At 65.4% G+C, this 17,815-nt stretch carries 14 protein-coding genes and 1 riboswitch; of the genes, 6 read left to right on the top strand and 8 right to left on the bottom strand.

Features of this window, described 5'->3' with window-relative positions; all coding sequences use genetic code 11:
- Window positions 1–304 precede the first annotated feature (304 nt).
- The 3 genes from fusA to rpsL all read right to left on the bottom strand — a co-directional run bounded on the left by fusA (window position 305) and on the right by rpsL (window position 3,491).
- On the bottom strand, window positions 305–2,434 hold the full coding sequence (fusA, locus tag VVR85_RS10125; RefSeq protein WP_368520770.1) for an elongation factor G: 2,130 nt from the start codon (window positions 2,432–2,434) through the stop codon (window positions 305–307).
- A 211-nt stretch (window positions 2,435–2,645) separates the two neighbouring features.
- Complete coding sequence (rpsG, locus tag VVR85_RS10120) at window positions 2,646–3,113, bottom strand: 30S ribosomal protein S7 (protein WP_070768185.1); 468 nt, start codon at window positions 3,111–3,113, stop codon at window positions 2,646–2,648.
- Between the two features lie 6 nt (window positions 3,114–3,119).
- Window positions 3,120–3,491: a 30S ribosomal protein S12 gene (gene rpsL / locus VVR85_RS10115; protein WP_290224662.1), complete on the bottom strand. Its 372-nt coding sequence runs from the start codon at window positions 3,489–3,491 to the stop codon at window positions 3,120–3,122.
- 556 nt (window positions 3,492–4,047) lie between these two features.
- On the opposite strand from rpsL, the gene VVR85_RS10110 reads away from it, so the two are divergent.
- Both VVR85_RS10110 and VVR85_RS10105 read left to right on the top strand, forming a co-directional pair.
- Complete coding sequence (locus VVR85_RS10110; RefSeq protein ID WP_368520769.1) at window positions 4,048–5,871, top strand: ribonucleoside triphosphate reductase; 1,824 nt, start codon at window positions 4,048–4,050, stop codon at window positions 5,869–5,871.
- Window positions 5,852–6,541 carry an anaerobic ribonucleoside-triphosphate reductase activating protein gene (locus VVR85_RS10105; protein WP_368520768.1) on the top strand — a complete coding sequence of 230 codons (690 nt, stop codon included), beginning with the start codon at window positions 5,852–5,854 and terminating at the stop codon, window positions 6,539–6,541. The genes VVR85_RS10110 and VVR85_RS10105 overlap by 20 nt, the downstream gene beginning before the upstream one ends.
- Before the next feature lie 30 nt (window positions 6,542–6,571).
- Here VVR85_RS10105 and VVR85_RS10100 read toward each other — a convergent pair whose 3' ends face one another.
- The 4 genes from VVR85_RS10100 to VVR85_RS10085 form a co-directional block, all read right to left on the bottom strand.
- The gene (locus tag VVR85_RS10100) at window positions 6,572–7,222 is read right to left on the bottom strand and encodes a hypothetical protein (RefSeq protein ID WP_368520767.1); all 651 of its coding nucleotides are present in this window, start codon (window positions 7,220–7,222) and stop codon (window positions 6,572–6,574) included.
- Window positions 7,223–7,230: 8 nt separating this feature from the next.
- Window positions 7,231–8,001, bottom strand: coding sequence for an energy-coupling factor transporter transmembrane protein EcfT (locus VVR85_RS10095; protein WP_368520766.1), 771 nt, complete (start codon window positions 7,999–8,001; stop codon window positions 7,231–7,233).
- Window positions 7,994–9,469, bottom strand: a complete 1,476-nt coding sequence (locus VVR85_RS10090; protein ID WP_368520765.1) for an ABC transporter ATP-binding protein — start codon at window positions 9,467–9,469, stop codon at window positions 7,994–7,996. The genes VVR85_RS10095 and VVR85_RS10090 overlap by 8 nt, the downstream gene beginning before the upstream one ends.
- Window positions 9,462–10,046 (bottom strand): ECF transporter S component, encoded by a 585-nt coding sequence (locus tag VVR85_RS10085; RefSeq protein ID WP_368520764.1) that lies wholly within the window; start codon window positions 10,044–10,046, stop codon window positions 9,462–9,464. Before VVR85_RS10085 ends, VVR85_RS10090 begins: the two co-directional genes overlap by 8 nt.
- Window positions 10,036–10,151, bottom strand: a riboswitch (TPP riboswitch). (Overlaps the previous gene by 11 nt.)
- Before the next feature lie 149 nt (window positions 10,152–10,300).
- On the opposite strand from VVR85_RS10085, the gene VVR85_RS10080 reads away from it, so the two are divergent.
- Genes VVR85_RS10080 through VVR85_RS10065 form a run of 4 tightly spaced genes read left to right on the top strand, consistent with a single transcriptional unit; the run spans window position 10,301 to window position 13,652 of the window.
- Window positions 10,301–11,137 carry an ABC transporter ATP-binding protein gene (locus VVR85_RS10080; protein ID WP_368520763.1) on the top strand — a complete coding sequence of 279 codons (837 nt, stop codon included), beginning with the start codon at window positions 10,301–10,303 and terminating at the stop codon, window positions 11,135–11,137.
- Window positions 11,138–11,152: 15 nt separating this feature from the next.
- Window positions 11,153–11,941: an ABC transporter permease gene (locus VVR85_RS10075; protein ID WP_368520762.1), complete on the top strand. Its 789-nt coding sequence runs from the start codon at window positions 11,153–11,155 to the stop codon at window positions 11,939–11,941.
- An 8-nt stretch (window positions 11,942–11,949) separates the two neighbouring features.
- The gene (locus tag VVR85_RS10070) at window positions 11,950–13,011 is read left to right on the top strand and encodes a sensor histidine kinase (protein WP_368520761.1); all 1,062 of its coding nucleotides are present in this window, start codon (window positions 11,950–11,952) and stop codon (window positions 13,009–13,011) included.
- A complete protein-coding gene (locus tag VVR85_RS10065; RefSeq protein ID WP_368520760.1) occupies window positions 13,008–13,652 on the top strand; it encodes a response regulator in 645 nt (214 codons plus the stop codon). Before VVR85_RS10070 ends, VVR85_RS10065 begins: the two co-directional genes overlap by 4 nt.
- A gap of 145 nt (window positions 13,653–13,797) precedes the next feature.
- Here the strand turns inward: VVR85_RS10065 and VVR85_RS10060 are convergent, their stop codons facing one another.
- Entirely contained in the window at window positions 13,798–17,790 is a 3,993-nt protein-coding gene (locus VVR85_RS10060; RefSeq protein WP_368520759.1) for a DNA-directed RNA polymerase subunit beta', read from the bottom strand.
- Window positions 17,791–17,815 lie beyond the last annotated feature (25 nt).

The following is a 17,815-nucleotide window of genomic DNA, read 5'->3' as shown; positions in this document are numbered from 1 at the left end:
TCCTAGATTTATGCCGCGGATATTTCAAACTGCCCTCGCGGGAAGTCTGTCCGCGGAAGTTAGTGCGGACGTTATCTCTCGACAAGAATCTTTGCGGATCCTAGGTGAGCGGTAACGGCCGGCTCAGCCTGCAATATCGCGATGTTAACACTGCGATTCTACGAGGCTCAGCCCGACCGCTACCGGCCCGACCTAGTTCCTAGGAAGGGTCTGGCATTCCCTAGCGCAGAATACCAAACGCGCAAGCTTCCTAGGTTCTCGGGGTCGCTAAAACCCCAAGTGGTTGCCGGGGTGGGTACTACCCCTAGCTGGCGTTGCCGGTGCGCTCAGCGATGATCTCCTGGGCCACGCTGGAGGGAACCTCAGCGTAGGAGTCGAAGACCATGGTGAAGTTCGCACGGCCGGCGGTCGAGGAACGCAGGTCGCCGATGTAGCCGAACATCTCGGACAGCGGGACCTTGGCCTTGACGACCTTGGCGCCAGCGCGGTCTTCCATAGCGAAGACCTGGCCACGGCGGGAGCTGATGTCACCGTTAACGGTGCCCATGTATTCCTCCGGGGTGACGACCTCGACGGCCATCAGCGGCTCGAGCAGGGTCGGCTTTGCCTTGGCGACAGCTTCCTTCAGGACCTGGGAGCCGGCCAGCTTGAAGGCCATCTCCGAGGAGTCGACGTCGTGGTAAGCGCCGTCTTCCAGGGTGGCCTTGATGTTGACCAGCGGGAAGCCTGCCAGGTAGCCGTACTGCATGGCGTCCTGAATACCGGCGTCGACGGACGGGATGTACTCCTTCGGAACGCGGCCACCGGTGACCTCGTTGACGAACTTGTACTGCGGGTTCTCGCCCTCTTCCAAGGTCTCCGGATCCGGGTTGTACGGCTCGATGGAGACGATGACCTTTGCGAACTGGCCGGAACCACCGGTCTGCTTCTTGTGGGTGTAGTCCAGGGACTTCACCGGCTTCTTAATGGTCTCGCGGTAAGCAACCTGCGGGTTACCAATGTTGGCCTCGACCTTGAACTCGCGCTTCATGCGGTCAACCAGGACGTCCAGGTGGAGCTCGCCCATGCCGCCGATGACGGTCTGGCCGGTCTCTTCGTCCAGCTCGACGGTGAAGGTCGGGTCCTCGTCCGCCAGCTTCTGGATGGCGGTACCCAGCTTCTCCTGGTCGGCCTTGGTCTTCGGCTCGATGGAGACCTTGATAACCGGATCCGGGAAGTCCATGGACTCCAGGATGATCGGGGCGTCCTTGGCGCAGAGGGTGTCACCGGTGGTGATGTCCTTCAGGCCAATGATGGCGTAGATGTTGCCGGCCACGGCCTCATCCACCGGGTTCTCCTTGTTGGCGTGCATCTGGAAGATCTTGCCGATGCGCTCCTTCTTGCCCTTGGTGGAGTTGATAACCTCGTCACCGGGCTGCACGCGGCCGGAGTAGACGCGCACGAAGGTCAGCTGACCGAAGAACGGGTGAGCAGCGATCTTGAAGGCCAGACCGGAGAACGGCTCGTCCTTGGACGGCTTACGAGTCATGTCCTCGTCTTCATTGCCCACAGCGTGGCCGTGCACCTCGCCGACGTCCATCGGGGTCGGCAGGTAATCGACGACGGCGTCCAGCAGCGGCTGGACACCCTTGTTGCGGTAAGCGGTACCACACAGGACCGGGTAGATCTCGGAGTTGATGGTCAGCTTGCGGATGCCGGCCTTGAGCTCCTCGATGGTCAGCTCTTCGCCGCCGAAGTACTTCTCCATCAGCTCTTCGTCGGACTCGGCGACAGCCTCAACCAGCTTCTCGCGGTACTCGGCGGCCTTGTCCTTGAGGTCCTCCGGGATCTCCTCGATGGTCGGCTCAGCACCGGTCTCGACCTTGCCGCGCCAGGTGATGGCCTTCATCTCGAGCAGGTCGACGACGCCGTCGAAGTCATCCTCAGCGCCGATCGGCAGCTGCATAACCAACGGCTTAGCGCCCAGGCGGTCGATGATGGTCTGCACGGTGAAGTAGAAGTCAGCGCCCAGCTTGTCCATCTTGTTGACAAAGCAGATACGCGGAACGTCGTACTTAGCAGCCTGACGCCACACCTGCTCGGACTGGGGCTCGACACCTTCCTTACCGTCGAAGACGGCGACGGCACCGTCCAGAACACGCAGGGAGCGCTCCACCTCAACGGTGAAGTCCACGTGGCCCGGGGTGTCGATGATGTTGATCTGGTTGCCTTCCCAGAAACAGGTCACGGCGGCGGACGTAATGGTGATGCCGCGCTCCTTCTCCTGCTCCATCCAGTCAGTCGTGGAGGCACCATCGTGGGTCTCGCCTACCTTGCGGTTAATACCGGTGTAGAACAAGATACGTTCGGTCGTGGTGGTCTTACCAGCATCGATGTGGGCCATGATGCCGATGTTGCGGACCTTCTTCAGATCCTTAAGCACTTCTTGTGCCACAGTCTTTACCCCAACTCATAGTCGTTAAACGGATAGTTCTCGGTCAATTGTGCCACTATTAAGCCGCTTTAGCAGCACATGGGCGTCTAAAACACCCAAAGTGGCCTGCTAGACAAATGCCCGAGCAACGATTATCAAGTTATGGGCGCCGTGCGACGGCGCGAAAACTAGGTTGTCGTTACTCGGGCATATGTGTGCAGTCTGCTGGAAATTACCAGCGGTAGTGGGCGAAGGCGCGGTTGGCCTCGGCCATCTTGTGGGTGTCTTCGCGACGCTTCACGGAAGCACCCAGACCATTGGAGGCGTCCAGGATCTCATTGGCCAGACGCTCAATCATGGTGTTCTCACGACGCTGGCGGGTGAAGGTCACCAGCCAACGCAGGGCCAGGGTGTTGGCGCGGCCCGGACGGACCTCCACCGGCACTTGGTAGGTAGCGCCACCGACACGGCGGGAGCGAACCTCAAGATCCGGGCGGATGTTGCCCAGAGCCTTTTCCAGCGTGTCAACCGGCTCGGTACCGGTCTTCTCGCGGCACATTTCCAGCGCACCGTAGACGATACGCTCTGCGGTCGACTTCTTACCGTCCTTAAGGACCTTGTTGACCAGCTGAGTAACCTGCTCAGACTGGTAAACGGGATCCTTTACAACCGGACGCTTCGGAGCAGCATTCTTACGCATTTTTTATTACTGTCCCTTCTTCGCGCCGTAACGGGAACGAGCTTGCTTGCGGTCCTTGACGCCCTGGGTATCCAGCGCGCCACGGATGATCTTGTAACGGACACCCGGAAGGTCCTTCACACGACCACCGCGCACCAGCACCATGGAGTGCTCCTGCAGGTTGTGGCCCTCACCCGGGATGTAGGCGGAAACCTCGATGCCGGAGGTCAGACGAACACGGGCGACCTTACGCAGTGCCGAGTTCGGCTTCTTCGGCGTGGTGGTGTACACGCGGGTGCACACGCCACGACGCTGCGGGGAGCCCTTCAGCGCAGCAGTGGACACCTCGCTGCGCTTGCTGTGGCGGCCCTTGCGGACCAGCTGTTGAATAGTTGGCATATTTTCAGTCTTTCTGTTGACTTCTACGTCCGGCCGCCAGATAAGAGGACTAAACATGCAAAAATGAGGGCTCTTTTCCGGGGCCCTGCCGCACGTCCAGAACCTTTAACCCTAGCCGCGGCCAGTTTAAGGATCAGACTTCTTCGCCGCACATATACGACGAGACCTTTGGAACCTTACCGGATAACATCCCGAAAAGAAAAATCACCGCCGCGCCGAAACTCTGCCACACCGAAACGCCGCCGACCCGAAACCCTAGTGACAAAGTCCACGGAACTTTCCCCTCCCCGCCGAAGGGGTAGGCCGAACGGCGGACTGGGGCGGACGTCACGGCCACTACATGGCCCCCGGTTCGCGCAGCGAACTCTGAGCCCGAACCACAACATGTTGGGGTTGTGAGCTATCACTCCGGCATATATGGAGTTTTGGCTAACTCACACCGCCGAAATTACAGCTATGTTGTCCATCGAAAGCGCTTTTAAATGGCCCGCCCCGGGCACGCGGCACCGGCCCTGCCGCGACGGCATCACCGCTTCCCCTAACCGAAAGGACAGCCATGACTTCCCAGCGCCCCGCGCGCCCTGCGCAGCACACGAGAATCGACGTGCAGTCCACCCTGGACGAGTACCTCGAGCGCGCCGACTGGCGCATCCACGCCAACGCCAACCAGGACTACTCCCTAGGCGGGATGGTGCTCAACACCTCCGGCAAGGTCACCGCTAACTACTGGCTCAACCACGTCTTTTCCCCCGCGGCCGGTCAAGCGCACCGGGCCGGCGATCTCCACATCCACGACCTGGACATGCTCTCCGGCTATTGCGCCGGCTGGTCGCTGCGCCAGCTGCTAGAGGAAGGCTTCGGCGGCGTGCCCGCCACGGTCAGCTCCGCCCCGCCCAAGCACCTGTCTGCCGCGTGCGGCCAGGCCGTGAACTTCCTGGGCACGCTGCAAAATGAATGGGCGGGTGCGCAGGCCTTCTCCAGCTTCGACACCTACATGGCCCCCTTCGTGCGGTTTGACAACTTGAGCTACGAGCAGGTGAAGCAGACCCTGCAGGAGTTCGTCTTCAACCTCAACGTTCCCTCGCGCTGGGGCACGCAGACGCCCTTTACCAACCTCACCTTCGACTGGACCTGCCCGGCCGACCTGGCGGATATCACCCCGCTCATCGGCGGCGAGCCCGTCGACTTCCGCTACGGGGACCTGCAGGCGGAGATGGACCTTATCAACCGCGCCTTCCTGGAGGTCATGTCCGCCGGGGACGCCGACGGCCGGCCGTTTACCTTCCCCATCCCTACCTACAACATCACCGAGGACTTCGACTGGGACAGCCCGAACGCCCAGGCCCTGTTCACCATGACCGCGCGCTACGGGCTGCCCTATTTCCAGAACTTCCTCAACTCGGATCTGGATCCCGGCATGGTGCGCTCCATGTGCTGCCGGCTGCAGCTCGACCTGACGGAGCTGCTCAAGCGCGGCAACGGCTTGTTCGGCTCGGCGGAACTGACCGGCTCCATCGGGGTGGTCACCCTCAACTGCGCGCGGCTGGGCTACCTCTACCGCGGCGACGAGGAGGCGCTGCTGGCCCGCGTGACCGAGCTGGTCGACCTCGCCGTGGATACCCTGGAACGCCGCCGCGCCTTCGTCCAGGAAAACCTGGACCGCGGCCTCTACCCGTACACGCGGCGCTGGCTGCCCAGCCTGGACAACCACTTCTCCACCATCGGCGTCAACGGCTGCAACGAGATGATCCGCAACTTCACCCAGGACGCCTACGACCTCACCGATCCGCAGGGCCACGACCAGGTCGCGCGCCTGCTGGACCACGTCAACGCCCTGCTGACCCGGGCCCAGGAGCGCACCGGGCACCTCTACAACCTGGAGGCCTCCCCGGCCGAGGGCGCCACCTACCGCTTTGCCCGTGAGGACAAGGAGCGCTTCCCGGGCATCCTGCAGGCCGGCACCGCGGCGCAGCCCTACTACACCAACTCCTCCCAGCTGCCGGTGGCGCATACCCCGGATCCCTTCGCCGCCCTGGCCGCCCAGGAGGATCTGCAGTCCAAGTACACCGGCGGTACCGTCCTGCACCTGTACATGGGCTCGGCCATGTCCTCCGGCGCCGCCTGCGCCAAGCTGGTCAAGCGGGCGCTGAGCACCTTCCGTCTGCCGTACATCACCATCACGCCGACGTTTTCCATCTGCGCCTCGCACGGCTATATCTCCGGCGAGCACCCACAGTGCCCGGAGTGCGGCGAGGCTACGGAGATGTGGACCCGCGTGATGGGCTATTTCCGGCCCGTGTCCAGCTTCAACACCGGCAAGCAGGGCGAGTTCCACGAGCGCGAGTACTTCGCGGAGTCTTATGTCGGCCAAGGCAATTAATCCCCCGGGCGCCTCCGCCGGGCCGGCCAACCCCTCGCTGCCCGTCGCGGGGGTCATCCCCTTTTCCACCTGTGACTGGCCGGGCAAGCTTACGATCACGGCCTTCGTGCAGGGCTGCCCGCTGCGCTGCCGCTACTGCCACAACCCGGCGCTCCAGCCGCTCGGCGGCAGCGGCGGCGACCAGGGCTTCGAGGAGGTGCTCGACCTCCTGCACGCGCGCAGGGGGCTTATCGATGCCCTGGTCATCTCCGGCGGGGAGCCGCTGGCCGTACCGGGGCTGGCCGATGCCATCCGCCGCACCCACGCCGCCGGTTTCCCGGTGGGGCTGCACACCAGTGGCTATAGCCCGGCGCGGCTGCGGCGCCTGCTGGCGGATCCGGACACCCGGCCGGACTGGATAGGCCTGGACGTCAAGGGCCTGCCCGGGGACTTGCCCGCCGTGGCCGGGGTAACACCCGCGGTAGCTCACCGGATGTGGCAGAGCCTGGATATCGCCGCGGACGCCGCCCACGCCCACGGCATGGGGCTGCAGCTGCGCACCACCTCCTGGCCCGGCTCCGCGGTAGAAGGCCATCTGCCGGAGCTTAAGGCCGCGGCGCGGGCGCGGGGAAGCGAGCTGGTGGTCCAGGCCGCCCGCGGCTGCGATGCCGAGGGCTATTACCGCGGTTAGGCGGCTAGCGCGGCGGGCTTTCTGCCTCCGCTAGTCTTGCGCCGGGGTCCAGTCCCAGTGGACGTCGAATTCGATTCCGGCGGCCTCGAGTTCTGCGAAGTGTTCCTTTTCTTGGTCCTCCCAGACCTCGAACCACTCGGCGTAATACGGATCGCGGCCCAGCGCGCGCTCTTTGCGCTCTTCGCGCGGCCCGGTGACCCAGACCGCCACGACGCTGCCGCGCTCGCGGGCGGTGGCCAGGGATTCCGGGGTTACCGAGCCCACGCCCTCGACGATGAGGTCGTCGCGTGCGTCTAGGCTCATCCATTCGCCGGGGGCGTTGGCTTCCCAGTCCCAGCGCCAGTAGCCGGGGTTCATCTGGCGCAGGACGTGCTCGTAGACCATCTCCGAACCACGGTCCAGGCCGTGCCAGCCCGGGTAGAACTCGTCCAGGTGTACGACCTGGCAGTTATCGCGCTCGGCCAGGCGGGCCGACAGCCAGGTCTTTCCCGCCCCCGACGGGCCGTCGATGAGCACGGTGACGGGCTTCATCGGCCGCTTGGTCTCAGCGGCGAGCTGCAAAACCCGCGCGACCACGTGGGCCTGCTGCCGGTCGATGCTCAAGTGTTTTAGCGCCGCCGCGGACGGGAAGGGCTCGTCCACGACGCCACTAGCAGGTTGCTCGGGCTGGTCAGAGGGCATAGAAGCTATCACAATCCAAAAAATCGCCAAGAGTTCGTGATTACCGAAACTACCACCGGGACGGCCGCGAGTACTACGGCACCGGCCATGACCAGCCAGTCTTGGGTGCGCAGGCGGGATTCGCGGGCCCAGGTCCGGCTCCTGCCGTGCGGCGGGGTGCGGCCGAAACCGCGGGCCTCCATCGCCGTGGCGAGCTTGCCGCCGCGCCGCAGGGCCACGACCAGCAGGCCGAAGGACATCGAGGCCATGTGCGCAATCCGGCCGCGGTCGGTCAGCCCCCGAGCCCGGCGGGCCCGTTCCATGGACGCCCAGTCGTCTTTGAAGAGGGTGGCCATGCGCACGCCGGCCACCGCGCCGATGACAAAGCGCGCGGGCAGCCGCAGCACCTGGGCCAGGCCGTCGCCCAGCTCCGTCGGGTCGATGTCGCGGGCCAGCACCACCACGGGCAGGGCCACGGCCAGGACACGGATCATCACCGCGATGGCCAGCTCGACCGAGTTCTCCGTGACCACCGCCAGCCAGACGGAGAAGTACTCCTTCCCGCCCGGCCGGCCGTAGAGCAGCATGGAGATGCCCGACAGCGGGGCGATAATCAGCAGGGGCCAGGCCAGCCGGATCAGCCGGGGCCAGGGCACCCCGCACAGCGGGGCGAGCAGCACCGTCAGGCCCAGGGAGACGGTCGCGCTGACCCAGTCCAGGCTGAGCAGCAGCGGCGTGGTGATGATGACCATCAGCGCCAGCCGGGTCACCGGGTTGACAGTCGCCAGGATATTAGGCATTCCGCCCCTCCCCTCGCCGGCGGCCGCGGGCGCGACTGGCTGGCACGCTGGGCGCGGCCTCGGGGGCCGTGACGCGGATGCGGGCATCGCCCAGCGCCGCGATGAACATCTCGTCGTGGGTGATGGAGGCGATCGTGGTGCCGGCGTCGACGAGCTCGCGCAGCATGACGACTAGCTCGGCGAAGGTAGACGGATCCTGGCCGAAGGTGGGTTCGTCGAGGAGGACCACCGCCGGCGCGGTCACCAGGGCGGTGGCCACGGACAGGCGGCGCTTCTCCCCGCCGGAGAGCGTGAACGGGTTGGCCTCCAGCAGGTGCCCGAGCCGGAGGCGCTCCACCAGCTCGTCGATGCGCGCGGTCGGCACCTCCTCGCCCATCACCGTTGGGCCCACGCGCAGCTCCTCGGCCACGCTGCGGGCCACGAATTGGTGTTCCGGGTTCTGGAAGACGTAGCCAATGCGGTGCGCCAGCTGCCGCGACTTCCACTTGCGCGGGGTGGGCGGCAGCCCGCGGGCGACCACCTCCGACATGCCGATCTGGCCGCTGACCGGGGCGAGCAGGCCGGCCATGGTCATCAGCCAGGTGGTCTTGCCGGAGCCGTTCGGCCCGGTAATCACGGTGGAGGCCCCGGCCGGGATCTCGTAGCTGCGCGGCGGGCCGAAGCGGGTGACCAGCTCGCGCGAGAACATCGCGGCCGGCGCGTGCGGGGCAACCGGCCGGGCTTCCGGCAGACCAGTCACCGCCCGGGCGGCGGCCACGTCCGCGACGGTGGAATCCGCGCTCACGCGCCCGTCGCTGAGCATAATCGCGCGGTCCAGCAGGTCTTCCCAGCCGGAGTAGTTGTGCTCAACCACGACGAGCGTCGCGCCGGTGGCCTCGACGGTCTCGCGCACCGCGGCGATGACGTCCCGGGCACCCTGCGGGTCCAGGTTGGCCGTGGGCTCGTCGAGCAGGATGAGACCCGCGCCCATGGCAATGATCCCGGCCAGCGCCAGGCGCTGCTTCTGCCCGCCGGACAGGCGCTGCGTCGGGTGGTCCAGGCCGACGTCCAGGCCCACCACGTCCAAGGCGTGGCGCACCCGGCGCCAGATCTCTTCCCTTTCCACGCCGAGGTTCTCGCACCCGAAGGCGACGTCATCGCCCACGCGGGAGGCGATCACCTGCGCGTCCGGGTCCTGGAGCACCAGCCCCACCGGGACGGTGCGCCCGGGCGCCTCGCGGTGGCCGGCGGCGTCGTAGAGCGTCAGCTCGCCGGTCTGCTCGCCCTCGTCATCGCCGCCCAGCACGCCCGCGAAGGCGGCCAGCAGCGTCGACTTGCCGGAGCCGGAGTCCCCGCACAGCAGGACCCGCTCGCCCGGTGCGATATCGAGCTCAATATCTTTGAGCGCCGCCCGGTTGCGCCCGGCGTGCTGCCAGCCAAAGCCCCGGGCCGCAAGTCCCGTCGGGTGGCTGGCAGCGAGACTAGGCACGGGCTTCCCGGCCTACCGCAAACCGGTCCAGGGCGCCGGTGCGCGCCAGGGCGCGGACCAGGTAGTAGCCGAGCACGCCGGCCAGGATGGCGCCGGAGATCATCAGGCAGGACAGGTAGATGAGGTTGAATTCCAGCGACTTGGCCAGGTTGGCGGACGTGAACAGCTCCAGGATGAACGCGCCGATTCCCGCGCCGATGCCGGACAGCGCCGCCACCGGCAGCTTGAAGTTCCGGTAGGCGAAGATCGCCAAGACGATCTCGACGCCCAGGCCCTGGGCCAGGCCGGAGTAGAGCGTCTCGATGCCCCACTGGCTGCCCAGCGCCGCGGAGACCGAGGCCGCCAGGACCTCGACGAAGATGGCCGCGCCCGGCTTGCGAATCACCAAGCCGCCAATGACGCCGCCCAGCAGCCAGATACCGGTGGCCAGTCCCCCGAACCCCGGTGTGAGGCTATCCATGGCCATGAACCACGCGTACCCCACGGTGTTCCACAGCAAGAAAATCAGACCGCAGGCCACACCCAAGATGGATGCAACCACGATGTCTACAACACGCCAATGAAGCCTATTCGGCATTTTTCCTCCCTCGCGCCGGCATTACCCGGATCAGGTTCTACGGTTCGGCCCCAAGGCCATCTCAGCCGCTGGACATTGCCTCCAGCAGCTCCCGCGTTTGTTTAGTTGTACAGGCGTTTAGCATAGCAAGCCCCTGCGCACGACAAAATCACCTGCACGGGCGGGGGTAGAGACCCCGACCCCTGACATTTGTCATGCCTATGTCTGGATCTTTGGCCTACGCACCCCTTGTCCTTCTCGCCGATACTCGGGGCATGCACGCGAGCACGAACAACAAGCCCACCCCAGCTATTGAGATTCAGCACCTGACTAAAGCCTTTGGGCGCGGCAAGAAGCGGGTCAACGCCATCCGGGACCTTGACCTAACCATCCCCGCTGGGGAAGTTGTGGCCTTGGTAGGCGCCAATGGCGCGGGCAAGACAACGCTTTTCGACATGGTGCTAGGACTGACGGAACCAACCAGCGGCGCCATCGAACTCTTCGGCGGGCCGCCCGCCCGGGCCGCGAAGACGTCCCGCGTGGGCGCGGTGCTGCAGTCCGGCGGGCTTCTCCCCGACATCACGGTCGAGGAGACCGTACGCGCTATAGCCGGGCTGCACCCGCGGTCCGCTCCACTAGATGAGGTCGAGCGCGAAGTCATGGAGGAGACCCGGCTGACTGAGATCCAGGACCGTAAGGTCCGGTTGTGCTCCGGCGGGGAGCAGCAGCGCGTGCGTTTCACGCTGGCCATCCTGCCCCGCCCCGACCTCCTCATCCTGGACGAGCCGACCACCGGTATGGACATCTACGCCCGCCACGAATTCTGGCACACCTTGCGCCACCAGGCACGAGAAGGCCAAACCATCATTTTCGCCACCCACTACCTCGAGGAGGCCCAGCGCTACGCCGACCGGGTGGTCATCCTCCAGGACGGCCGAGTCACCGCCAACGGCACCGTCGCGGAAGTCCAAGGCGGCTACCCGAGCCTCGACGAGGCGGTACTGCGCTACATCGCCCCGGATTTCACCGCCGACCTCAACGCCGGTCTGCGGCCGGAGGAAACCAACGCGAAGAACTCCGAAGTCACGGCCTGGCCTACGCGACGGGCCTAGAAAGGAATTACAGGAATGACCACTACCGCAGCCGCTGCCGCGCCTGTCCGCTCCCTGACGGCGCTAAACCTCAAGCGCGCCTCCCGGGACTTCACCAACCTCTTTTTCACCGTCTTCATGCCGGTCGGCTTCTACCTGCTCTTCGGCGCCCTGCAGGACTATTCGTCCATGCCGGACTTTGCGCACGGCAACCCTAAAGCCTTCGTCATGGTCTCCATGGCGCTCTACGGCGCGGTCATCGCCGCGACCGCGGCGGCCGGCGGCACGGTCGTTGAAAGCCGCAGTGGTTGGGGCCGCCAACTAGCGCTTACCCCCACCACCCCGGGTCATTACCTGACCGCCCAGGTGCTGTCCTTGGTGCTGCGCTGCACCCTCCCCGTGGTGGCTGTTTTTATCGCCGGCGCCCTGACCGGTGCCACCATGACCGTGAGCGCGTGGGCCGCCTGCTTCTTTGTCTGCATCGCCGTTTCCCTGCCCTTCGGCGTCTACGGCATGGCCTTTGGGGAGCTTTTCCGCTCCGACAGCGCGATTACGATAGCCTCCACGCTCATCGTGGTCTTCGCCTTCGCCGCCAACATGTTCATGCCGCTGAGCGCCGGTATGCTCGATTTCGGGCGCTTCACGCCCCTCTACGGCGCCAACGCCCTAGCCAACTACCCCCTCACCGACGGGGTACAAATAATCTCCGACGAACCTTACTACCACGAAGAAGCCCTCCCCAACGCCCTAGCAAATATTGCCGCCTGGACTGCTATCTTTGTAATCACCTTCATACTGCTCAACCGCCGCCAGAAGGGACGCTAAACCGCCTCATGCACTTCTCCCGCAGCGACGCCACCAAGAGCAGCATCTGGCTGGTCTTCCTGCTGTTTTCCTTCGTGCCCTTCCTGTTCTCAGGACTCAACGGCACTGCCCTAGCAAGCGTCGCTGCCGGCTTTGCGTTTTTCGCCCTCGCCTACGCCCTAGGCTCCGGCTACCACGCATCAGTGCCCCGCCGGCGCCTGCCCCTCTTCGTGCTCGTCTGGTGCGCCGTCCTGCTGATCGGTCCGCTAGCCCTCCTGCCGCTGATCGGCTGGTACGTGCTGGTCTTCCTGCCCTATTTCATGGCCGTCTTTCTCTACGTCACGCCTGGGATGACCGGCTACGCCATGGTCGGTTGCGGAGCCGGTTTCACAGTGATCCTCCTGATCGTCTTCCAGCCGCCGAACGCCTTCGCCTTGGCCGGCCTCGCCTTGTGCACCCCGGCGTTCATGGCGCTCAACAAGAGCCTCGAGGATAGAAAGGCCGCGGAGCGCAGCGCCGAGAGCCGTCTCCGGCTGGCGCGCGAGCGCGAGGCCATCGCCAGCGACATCCACGATCTGTTGGGGCAGTCCCTGACCGTCATCAACCTCAAGTCCGAGCTGGCCCGGCGGCAGCTCCAGTTCGCTCCGGAAAAGGCCGAGGAGGAGCTGCGCGCCATTAGCGAGCTGACGCGATCGTCCCTGGACGAGGTACGCGCGACCGTTACCGCTCTGCGCCAGCCGCAGCTGGCGGTGGAGCTAGCCAATGCCGAAAATGCGCTGCACGCCGCGGGCATCGCCGCCCGCGTCCCGGAGCCCTCCCACGCCCAGGAGATCGCCGCTAAGCACCAAGTCTTGTATGCCTGGGCGGTACGAGAGGCCACGACCAATATCCTCCGCCACGCCGGGGCCCGCCGGGCCTGGATCGAGGTCACGCCCACGCGTCTCGTCGTCGGCGATGACGGCATCGGCCACACCATCTCCCCGGGCAACGGGCTAGCGGGCCTGCGCGCCCGGGTCGAAGATGCCGGCGGGACGTTGAGCATCACTTCCCAACCAGGCCGGGGCACCCGGATTGAGGTGGAAATGCCGTGACTAAAGACTGTGGAGCCAAGGCCCCCATCAAGGTTTTCATCGCCGACGACCAGCACCTGGTCCGCGGGGCGCTCGCCGCGCTGCTGAGTCTGCAGGGCGACCTCGAGGTCGTGGGCGAGGCCGCCGACGGCGCGCAGATCGTCTCCCAGGTACGCCAGTGCCGGCCAGACGTGCTCATCATGGATATTGAGATGCCCGGCACCAGCGGCCTGGAAGCGACCAAAGAGCTGCGCGACGCAGGACTGCTGGGAGCCGGCAAGGCCCACGTTCTTATCGTCACCACCTTCGGACGCACCGGCTACTTGCAGCGCGCACTGGCCGCCGGGGCCTCCGGCTTCATTATGAAGGACACCCCGCCGGATTCCCTCGCCGACGCCGTACGCCGCATCCACGCCGGCCATCGCGTTATCGATCCGGGGCTGGCGGAGCGGGCCCTTTTCAGCCCGCCCAACCCGCTCACCCAGCGCGAGGTAGAGGTCTGCCACGCCGCGACTGAGCACCACAGCGTGCGCGACATCGCCGCGGCCCTGCATTTGAGCGAGGGCACCGTGCGCAATCACCTGTCCGCCATCATGACCAAGACCGCCACCGGCAACCGGCACGCCGCCGTTGCTGCGGCCGAGGACAACGGCTGGCTCTAGCGGCCCTCCCTCGGGCCGGGCGTCAGAGGCCCTGGCGGGGTTAAGGACGGCGCACAAAGACAGCGGCCCCGCGGCCTCCCGTGAAGGAGGTGCGGGGCCGCTGTGCAGACCGAATGTGTGCGGTTAGACCGCGGGAGTACTTCCTCTAGAAGAAGTCCTCCTCCAGCGGGACAGAGGCGCCGGTGAACTCACCGAAGCTGTCGTCGCTGTAGATGGTATCGCTGTAGGTCGGGATGGAGTACGCCGCGTTGCGGGCGGCCTCCGTCGGCTTCACAGTGATGTTGCGGTAGCGGGAAATACCGGTACCGGCCGGGATCAGCTTACCGATGATCACGTTCTCCTTGAGACCGATGAGCTTATCGGAGCGCTTGTTGATAGCGGCATCGGTAAGCACGCGGGTGGTCTCCTGGAAGGAGGCGGCGGACAGCCAGGACTCGGTAGCCAGGGAGGCCTTGGTGATACCCATGATCTCACTGCGCAGCTGTGCGGGCTCGCCGCCCTCGGCCACCTGCGCGGCGTTGATCTGCTTGGCCTCGGACAGGTCCACCAGGGTGCCCGGCAGGAACTCGGTCGAGCCGGCGTCGATCACCGTGCCACGGCGCAGCATCTGGCGGATGATGATCTCGATGTGCTTGTCGTGGATGGCCACACCCTGGGTCCGGTACACGGCCTGGACCTCGTCGATGAGGTGCTTCTCCACGCCACGGCGACCCAGGACCTCCAGGACGTCGTGCGGGTCGGCCGCACCGCGCATTAGGCGCTCGCCGGTGACGACGTGGTCGCCGTCGCGCAGGGAACGCTCGATCATGGCGTCCGGGTTGGACTCCATCGGGCGGCGCACCTGGGCCAGGCCCTGGCGCTTCGACAGCTTCTCGTAGACCACGTTGTCCGAACCATCGTCCGGGGTGATGGTCAGGGTCCAGAAGTTGCCCTCGTCCGACAGGGACACGGTGCCGTCCACGGAGGCGATCGGGGCGCGGTTCTTCGGGTTACGGGCCTCGAAGAGCTCCTGCACACGCGGCAGACCGCCGGTAATATCGCCGCCGACACCGCCCTGGTGGAACGTACGCATGGTCAGCTGGGTACCCGGCTCACCAATCGACTGGGCGGCCACGATACCGACGGCCTCGCCGATATCGACCAAGTGGCCGGAAGCCATGGACTTGCCGTAGCACTTAGCACAGACACCAGCCGGGGTCTGGCAGGTCAGCACGGAGCGGACCTTGATCTCCTGCACGCCAGCCTGGACCAGCTTGTTGGTCAGGCTCTCGGTCAGGTCGGAGCCGGCCTCAGCCAGCACGTTGCCGTCGGCGTCCTTGACGTCGGTAGCCACTACGCGGCCGGAAGCGGAGGTCTCCCACAGCTCGTGAACCGCGTACTGGCCCTCGGCGACCTCGGTGCCGATCGGCACGCGCACGCCCTGGCGGGTGCCGCAGTCGTCCTCGCGGACGATGACGTCCTGGGCCACGTCGACCAGACGACGGGTCAGGTAGCCCGAGTCGGCGGTACGCAGTGCGGTATCCGCCAGGCCCTTACGGGAACCGTGCGAGTTGTTGAAGTACTCCAACACCGACAGGCCTTCACGGAAGGAGGTCTTAATCGGACGGGTGATGTAGTCACCCTTGGAGTTCACGACCATGCCCTTCATGCCGGCCAGCGTCCAGATCTGGCGCATGTTACCGGCCGCACCGGACTTAACGATCATCGGGATCGGGTTGTCATCCGGGTAGAGGTTCTCCACCGCGTTACCCACGGTGTCGGTAGCGTCCTTCCAGAGCTCAACCAGGCGGTCGTAGCGCTCGCGCTCGGTCAGGGCGCCCTGCTCCCAGTACTTGCGCTCGATCCGCTCGGCTTCCTTCTCGTAGGACTCCAGGATCTCGGTCTTGTTCGGCAGAACCAGAACGTCGGACATCGTGATGGTCACGCCGGAACGGGTAGCCCAGTAGAAGCCGGCGTCCTTCATCTTGTCCAGGACCTGAGCCACGGTGATCATCGGGTACTTGACGGCGAGATCGTTGATCACGTCGCCCAGCAGCACCTTGTTGCCGGACCCGCCCTTACGGACCATGACGCCCTCGAGGTACGGGTAGTTCCACGGCAGCAGCTCGTTGAACATGATGCGGCCGATGGTGGTCTCCGCCAGCCAGGCCTGGCCGCGCTCCCAGCCATCCGGGAACTGCTCGGCCTCGATGTCCTCCGGCGGACGCAGGTGGTCGATGCGCACCTTGATCGGGGCCTGCAGGCCCACGACACCACGGTCGCGCGCCATCAGGGCCTCCGCGTAGGAGGAGTAGACGCCGGTGGCCGGCTTGTCGGTCTCCGCCTCGTGGAAGCGGCCCTCGCCGCCGATCTCGTCCTCGGCCTTGTCCATGGTCAGGTAGTACAGACCGGTGACCATATCCAGGCGCGGCATAGCCAGCGGCTTACCGGAGGCCGGGGACAGAATGTTGTTGGAGGCCAGCATCAGCACGCGGGCCTCGGCCTGGGCCTCGGCGGACAGCGGCAGGTGGACTGCCATCTGGTCACCGTCGAAGTCGGCGTTGAAGGCCTCACAAGCCAGCGGGTGCAGCTGAATGGCCTTACCCTCAACCAGCTTCGGCTCGAAGGCCTGGATACCCAGGCGGTGCAGGGTCGGCGCGCGGTTCAGCAGCACCGGGTGCTCGGAAATGGCCTGCTCCAGCACGTCCCAGACCTCGGAACGCTGGCGCTCGACCATGCGCTTAGCGGACTTGATGTTCTGCGCGTAGTCGTTTTCCACCAGGCGCTTCATGACGAAAGGCTTGAACAGCTCGAGCGCCATCAGCTTCGGCAGACCGCACTCGTGCAGTTTCAGCTGCGGGCCGACGATAATAACCGAACGGCCGGAGTAGTCCACGCGCTTACCCAGCAGGTTCTGACGGAAGCGGCCCTGCTTGCCCTTGAGCAGGTCAGACAGGGACTTCAGCGGGCGGGAGCCCGGGCCGGTGACCGGACGGCCGCGGCGGCCGTTGTCGAACAGGGCGTCCACGGACTCCTGCAGCATGCGCTTCTCGTTGTTGACGATGATCTCGGGCGCGCCCAGATCGATCATGCGCTTGAGGCGGTTGTTGCGGTTGATCACGCGGCGGTACAGGTCGTTCAGGTCGGAGGTGGCAAAGCGGCCACCGTCCAGCTGGACCATCGGGCGCAGCTCCGGCGGGATGACCGGGATAGCGTCCAGGACCATGCCGGCCGGGTCGTTGCCGGAACGCAGGAACGCGGCGACGACCTTCAGGCGCTTCAGAGCGCGCATCTTCTTCTGGCCCTTGCCGTTGTTGATGGTCTCGCGCAGGACCTCAGCTTCGGCCTCCAGGTCGAAGTTGCGGATGAGCGTCTGGATGGCTTCCGCGCCCATGCCGCCGGTGAAGTAGTCCTCGTAGCGGTCGACGAGCTCTTCGTAGATGTTCTCGTCGATGATCATCTGCTTCGGAGCCAGCTTGACGAAGGTGTTCCAGATTTCGTCCAGGCGGGCGACCTCGCGCTCGCCGCGCTCGCGGATGTGCTGCATCTCCTTGTCCGCAGCGTTCTGGACCTTGCGGCGGGCGTCCGCCTTGGCGCCGGCTTCCTCCAGCTCGGCCAGGTCGGCCTCGAGCTTGGACGCGCGCTCGGCGATTTCTGCCTCGGTGTCGTCCTCCACGTCCTTCTTCTCGAGCAGCATCTCGCCCTCGAGGGTGGACATGTCGTTGTGGCGGGCCTCTTCATCCACGGAGGTGATGATGTTGGCCGCGAAGTAGATGATGCGCTCCAGATCCTTCGGAGCGAGATCCAGCAGGTAGCCCAGGCGGGACGGGACACCCTTGAAGTACCAGATGTGGGTAACCGGAGCGGCCAGCTCGATGTGGCCCATGCGCTCACGGCGGACCTTGGACTTGGTGACCTCGACGCCGCACCGCTCGCAGATGATGCCCTTGTAGCGCACGCGCTTGTACTTACCGCAGGCGCACTCCCAGTCGCGGGTCGGCCCGAAAATGCGCTCGCAGAACAGGCCGTCCTTCTCCGGCTTCAGGGTTCGGTAGTTGATGGTCTCGGGCTTTTTGACCTCGCCCTTGGACCAGCGACGGATGTCTTCAGCGGTGGCCAGACCAATGCGGAGCTCGTCGAAGAGGTTTACGTCGAACACGTAAATTCTCCCTTTCATCCTCGTT

It is taken from the genome of Corynebacterium sp. LK2590 (assembly GCF_040946105.1).
GTDB lineage: Bacteria > Actinomycetota > Actinomycetes > Mycobacteriales > Mycobacteriaceae > Corynebacterium.
Note: the sequence above shows the minus strand (reverse complement) of the source record. Positions and strands in the feature narration are given on the sequence as shown.

Bases quoted from the DNA above. Each gene is read 5' to 3' on its own strand.
- rpsG (WP_070768185.1), bottom strand. From the start codon at position 3,113: ATGCGTAAGAATGCTGCTCCGAAGCGTCCGGTTGTAAAGGATCCCGTT.
- rpsL (WP_290224662.1), bottom strand. From the start codon at position 3,491: ATGCCAACTATTCAACAGCTGGTCCGCAAGGGCCGCCACAGCAAGCGC.
- VVR85_RS10110 (WP_368520769.1), top strand. From the start codon at position 4,048: ATGACTTCCCAGCGCCCCGCGCGCCCTGCGCAGCACACGAGAATCGAC.
- VVR85_RS10105 (WP_368520768.1), top strand. From the start codon at position 5,852: ATGTCGGCCAAGGCAATTAATCCCCCGGGCGCCTCCGCCGGGCCGGCC.
- VVR85_RS10100 (WP_368520767.1), bottom strand. From the start codon at position 7,222: ATGCCCTCTGACCAGCCCGAGCAACCTGCTAGTGGCGTCGTGGACGAG.
- VVR85_RS10095 (WP_368520766.1), bottom strand. From the start codon at position 8,001: ATGCCTAATATCCTGGCGACTGTCAACCCGGTGACCCGGCTGGCGCTG.
- VVR85_RS10085 (WP_368520764.1), bottom strand. From the start codon at position 10,046: ATGCCGAATAGGCTTCATTGGCGTGTTGTAGACATCGTGGTTGCATCC.
- VVR85_RS10080 (WP_368520763.1), top strand. From the start codon at position 10,301: ATGCACGCGAGCACGAACAACAAGCCCACCCCAGCTATTGAGATTCAG.
- VVR85_RS10075 (WP_368520762.1), top strand. From the start codon at position 11,153: ATGACCACTACCGCAGCCGCTGCCGCGCCTGTCCGCTCCCTGACGGCG.
- VVR85_RS10070 (WP_368520761.1), top strand. From the start codon at position 11,950: ATGCACTTCTCCCGCAGCGACGCCACCAAGAGCAGCATCTGGCTGGTC.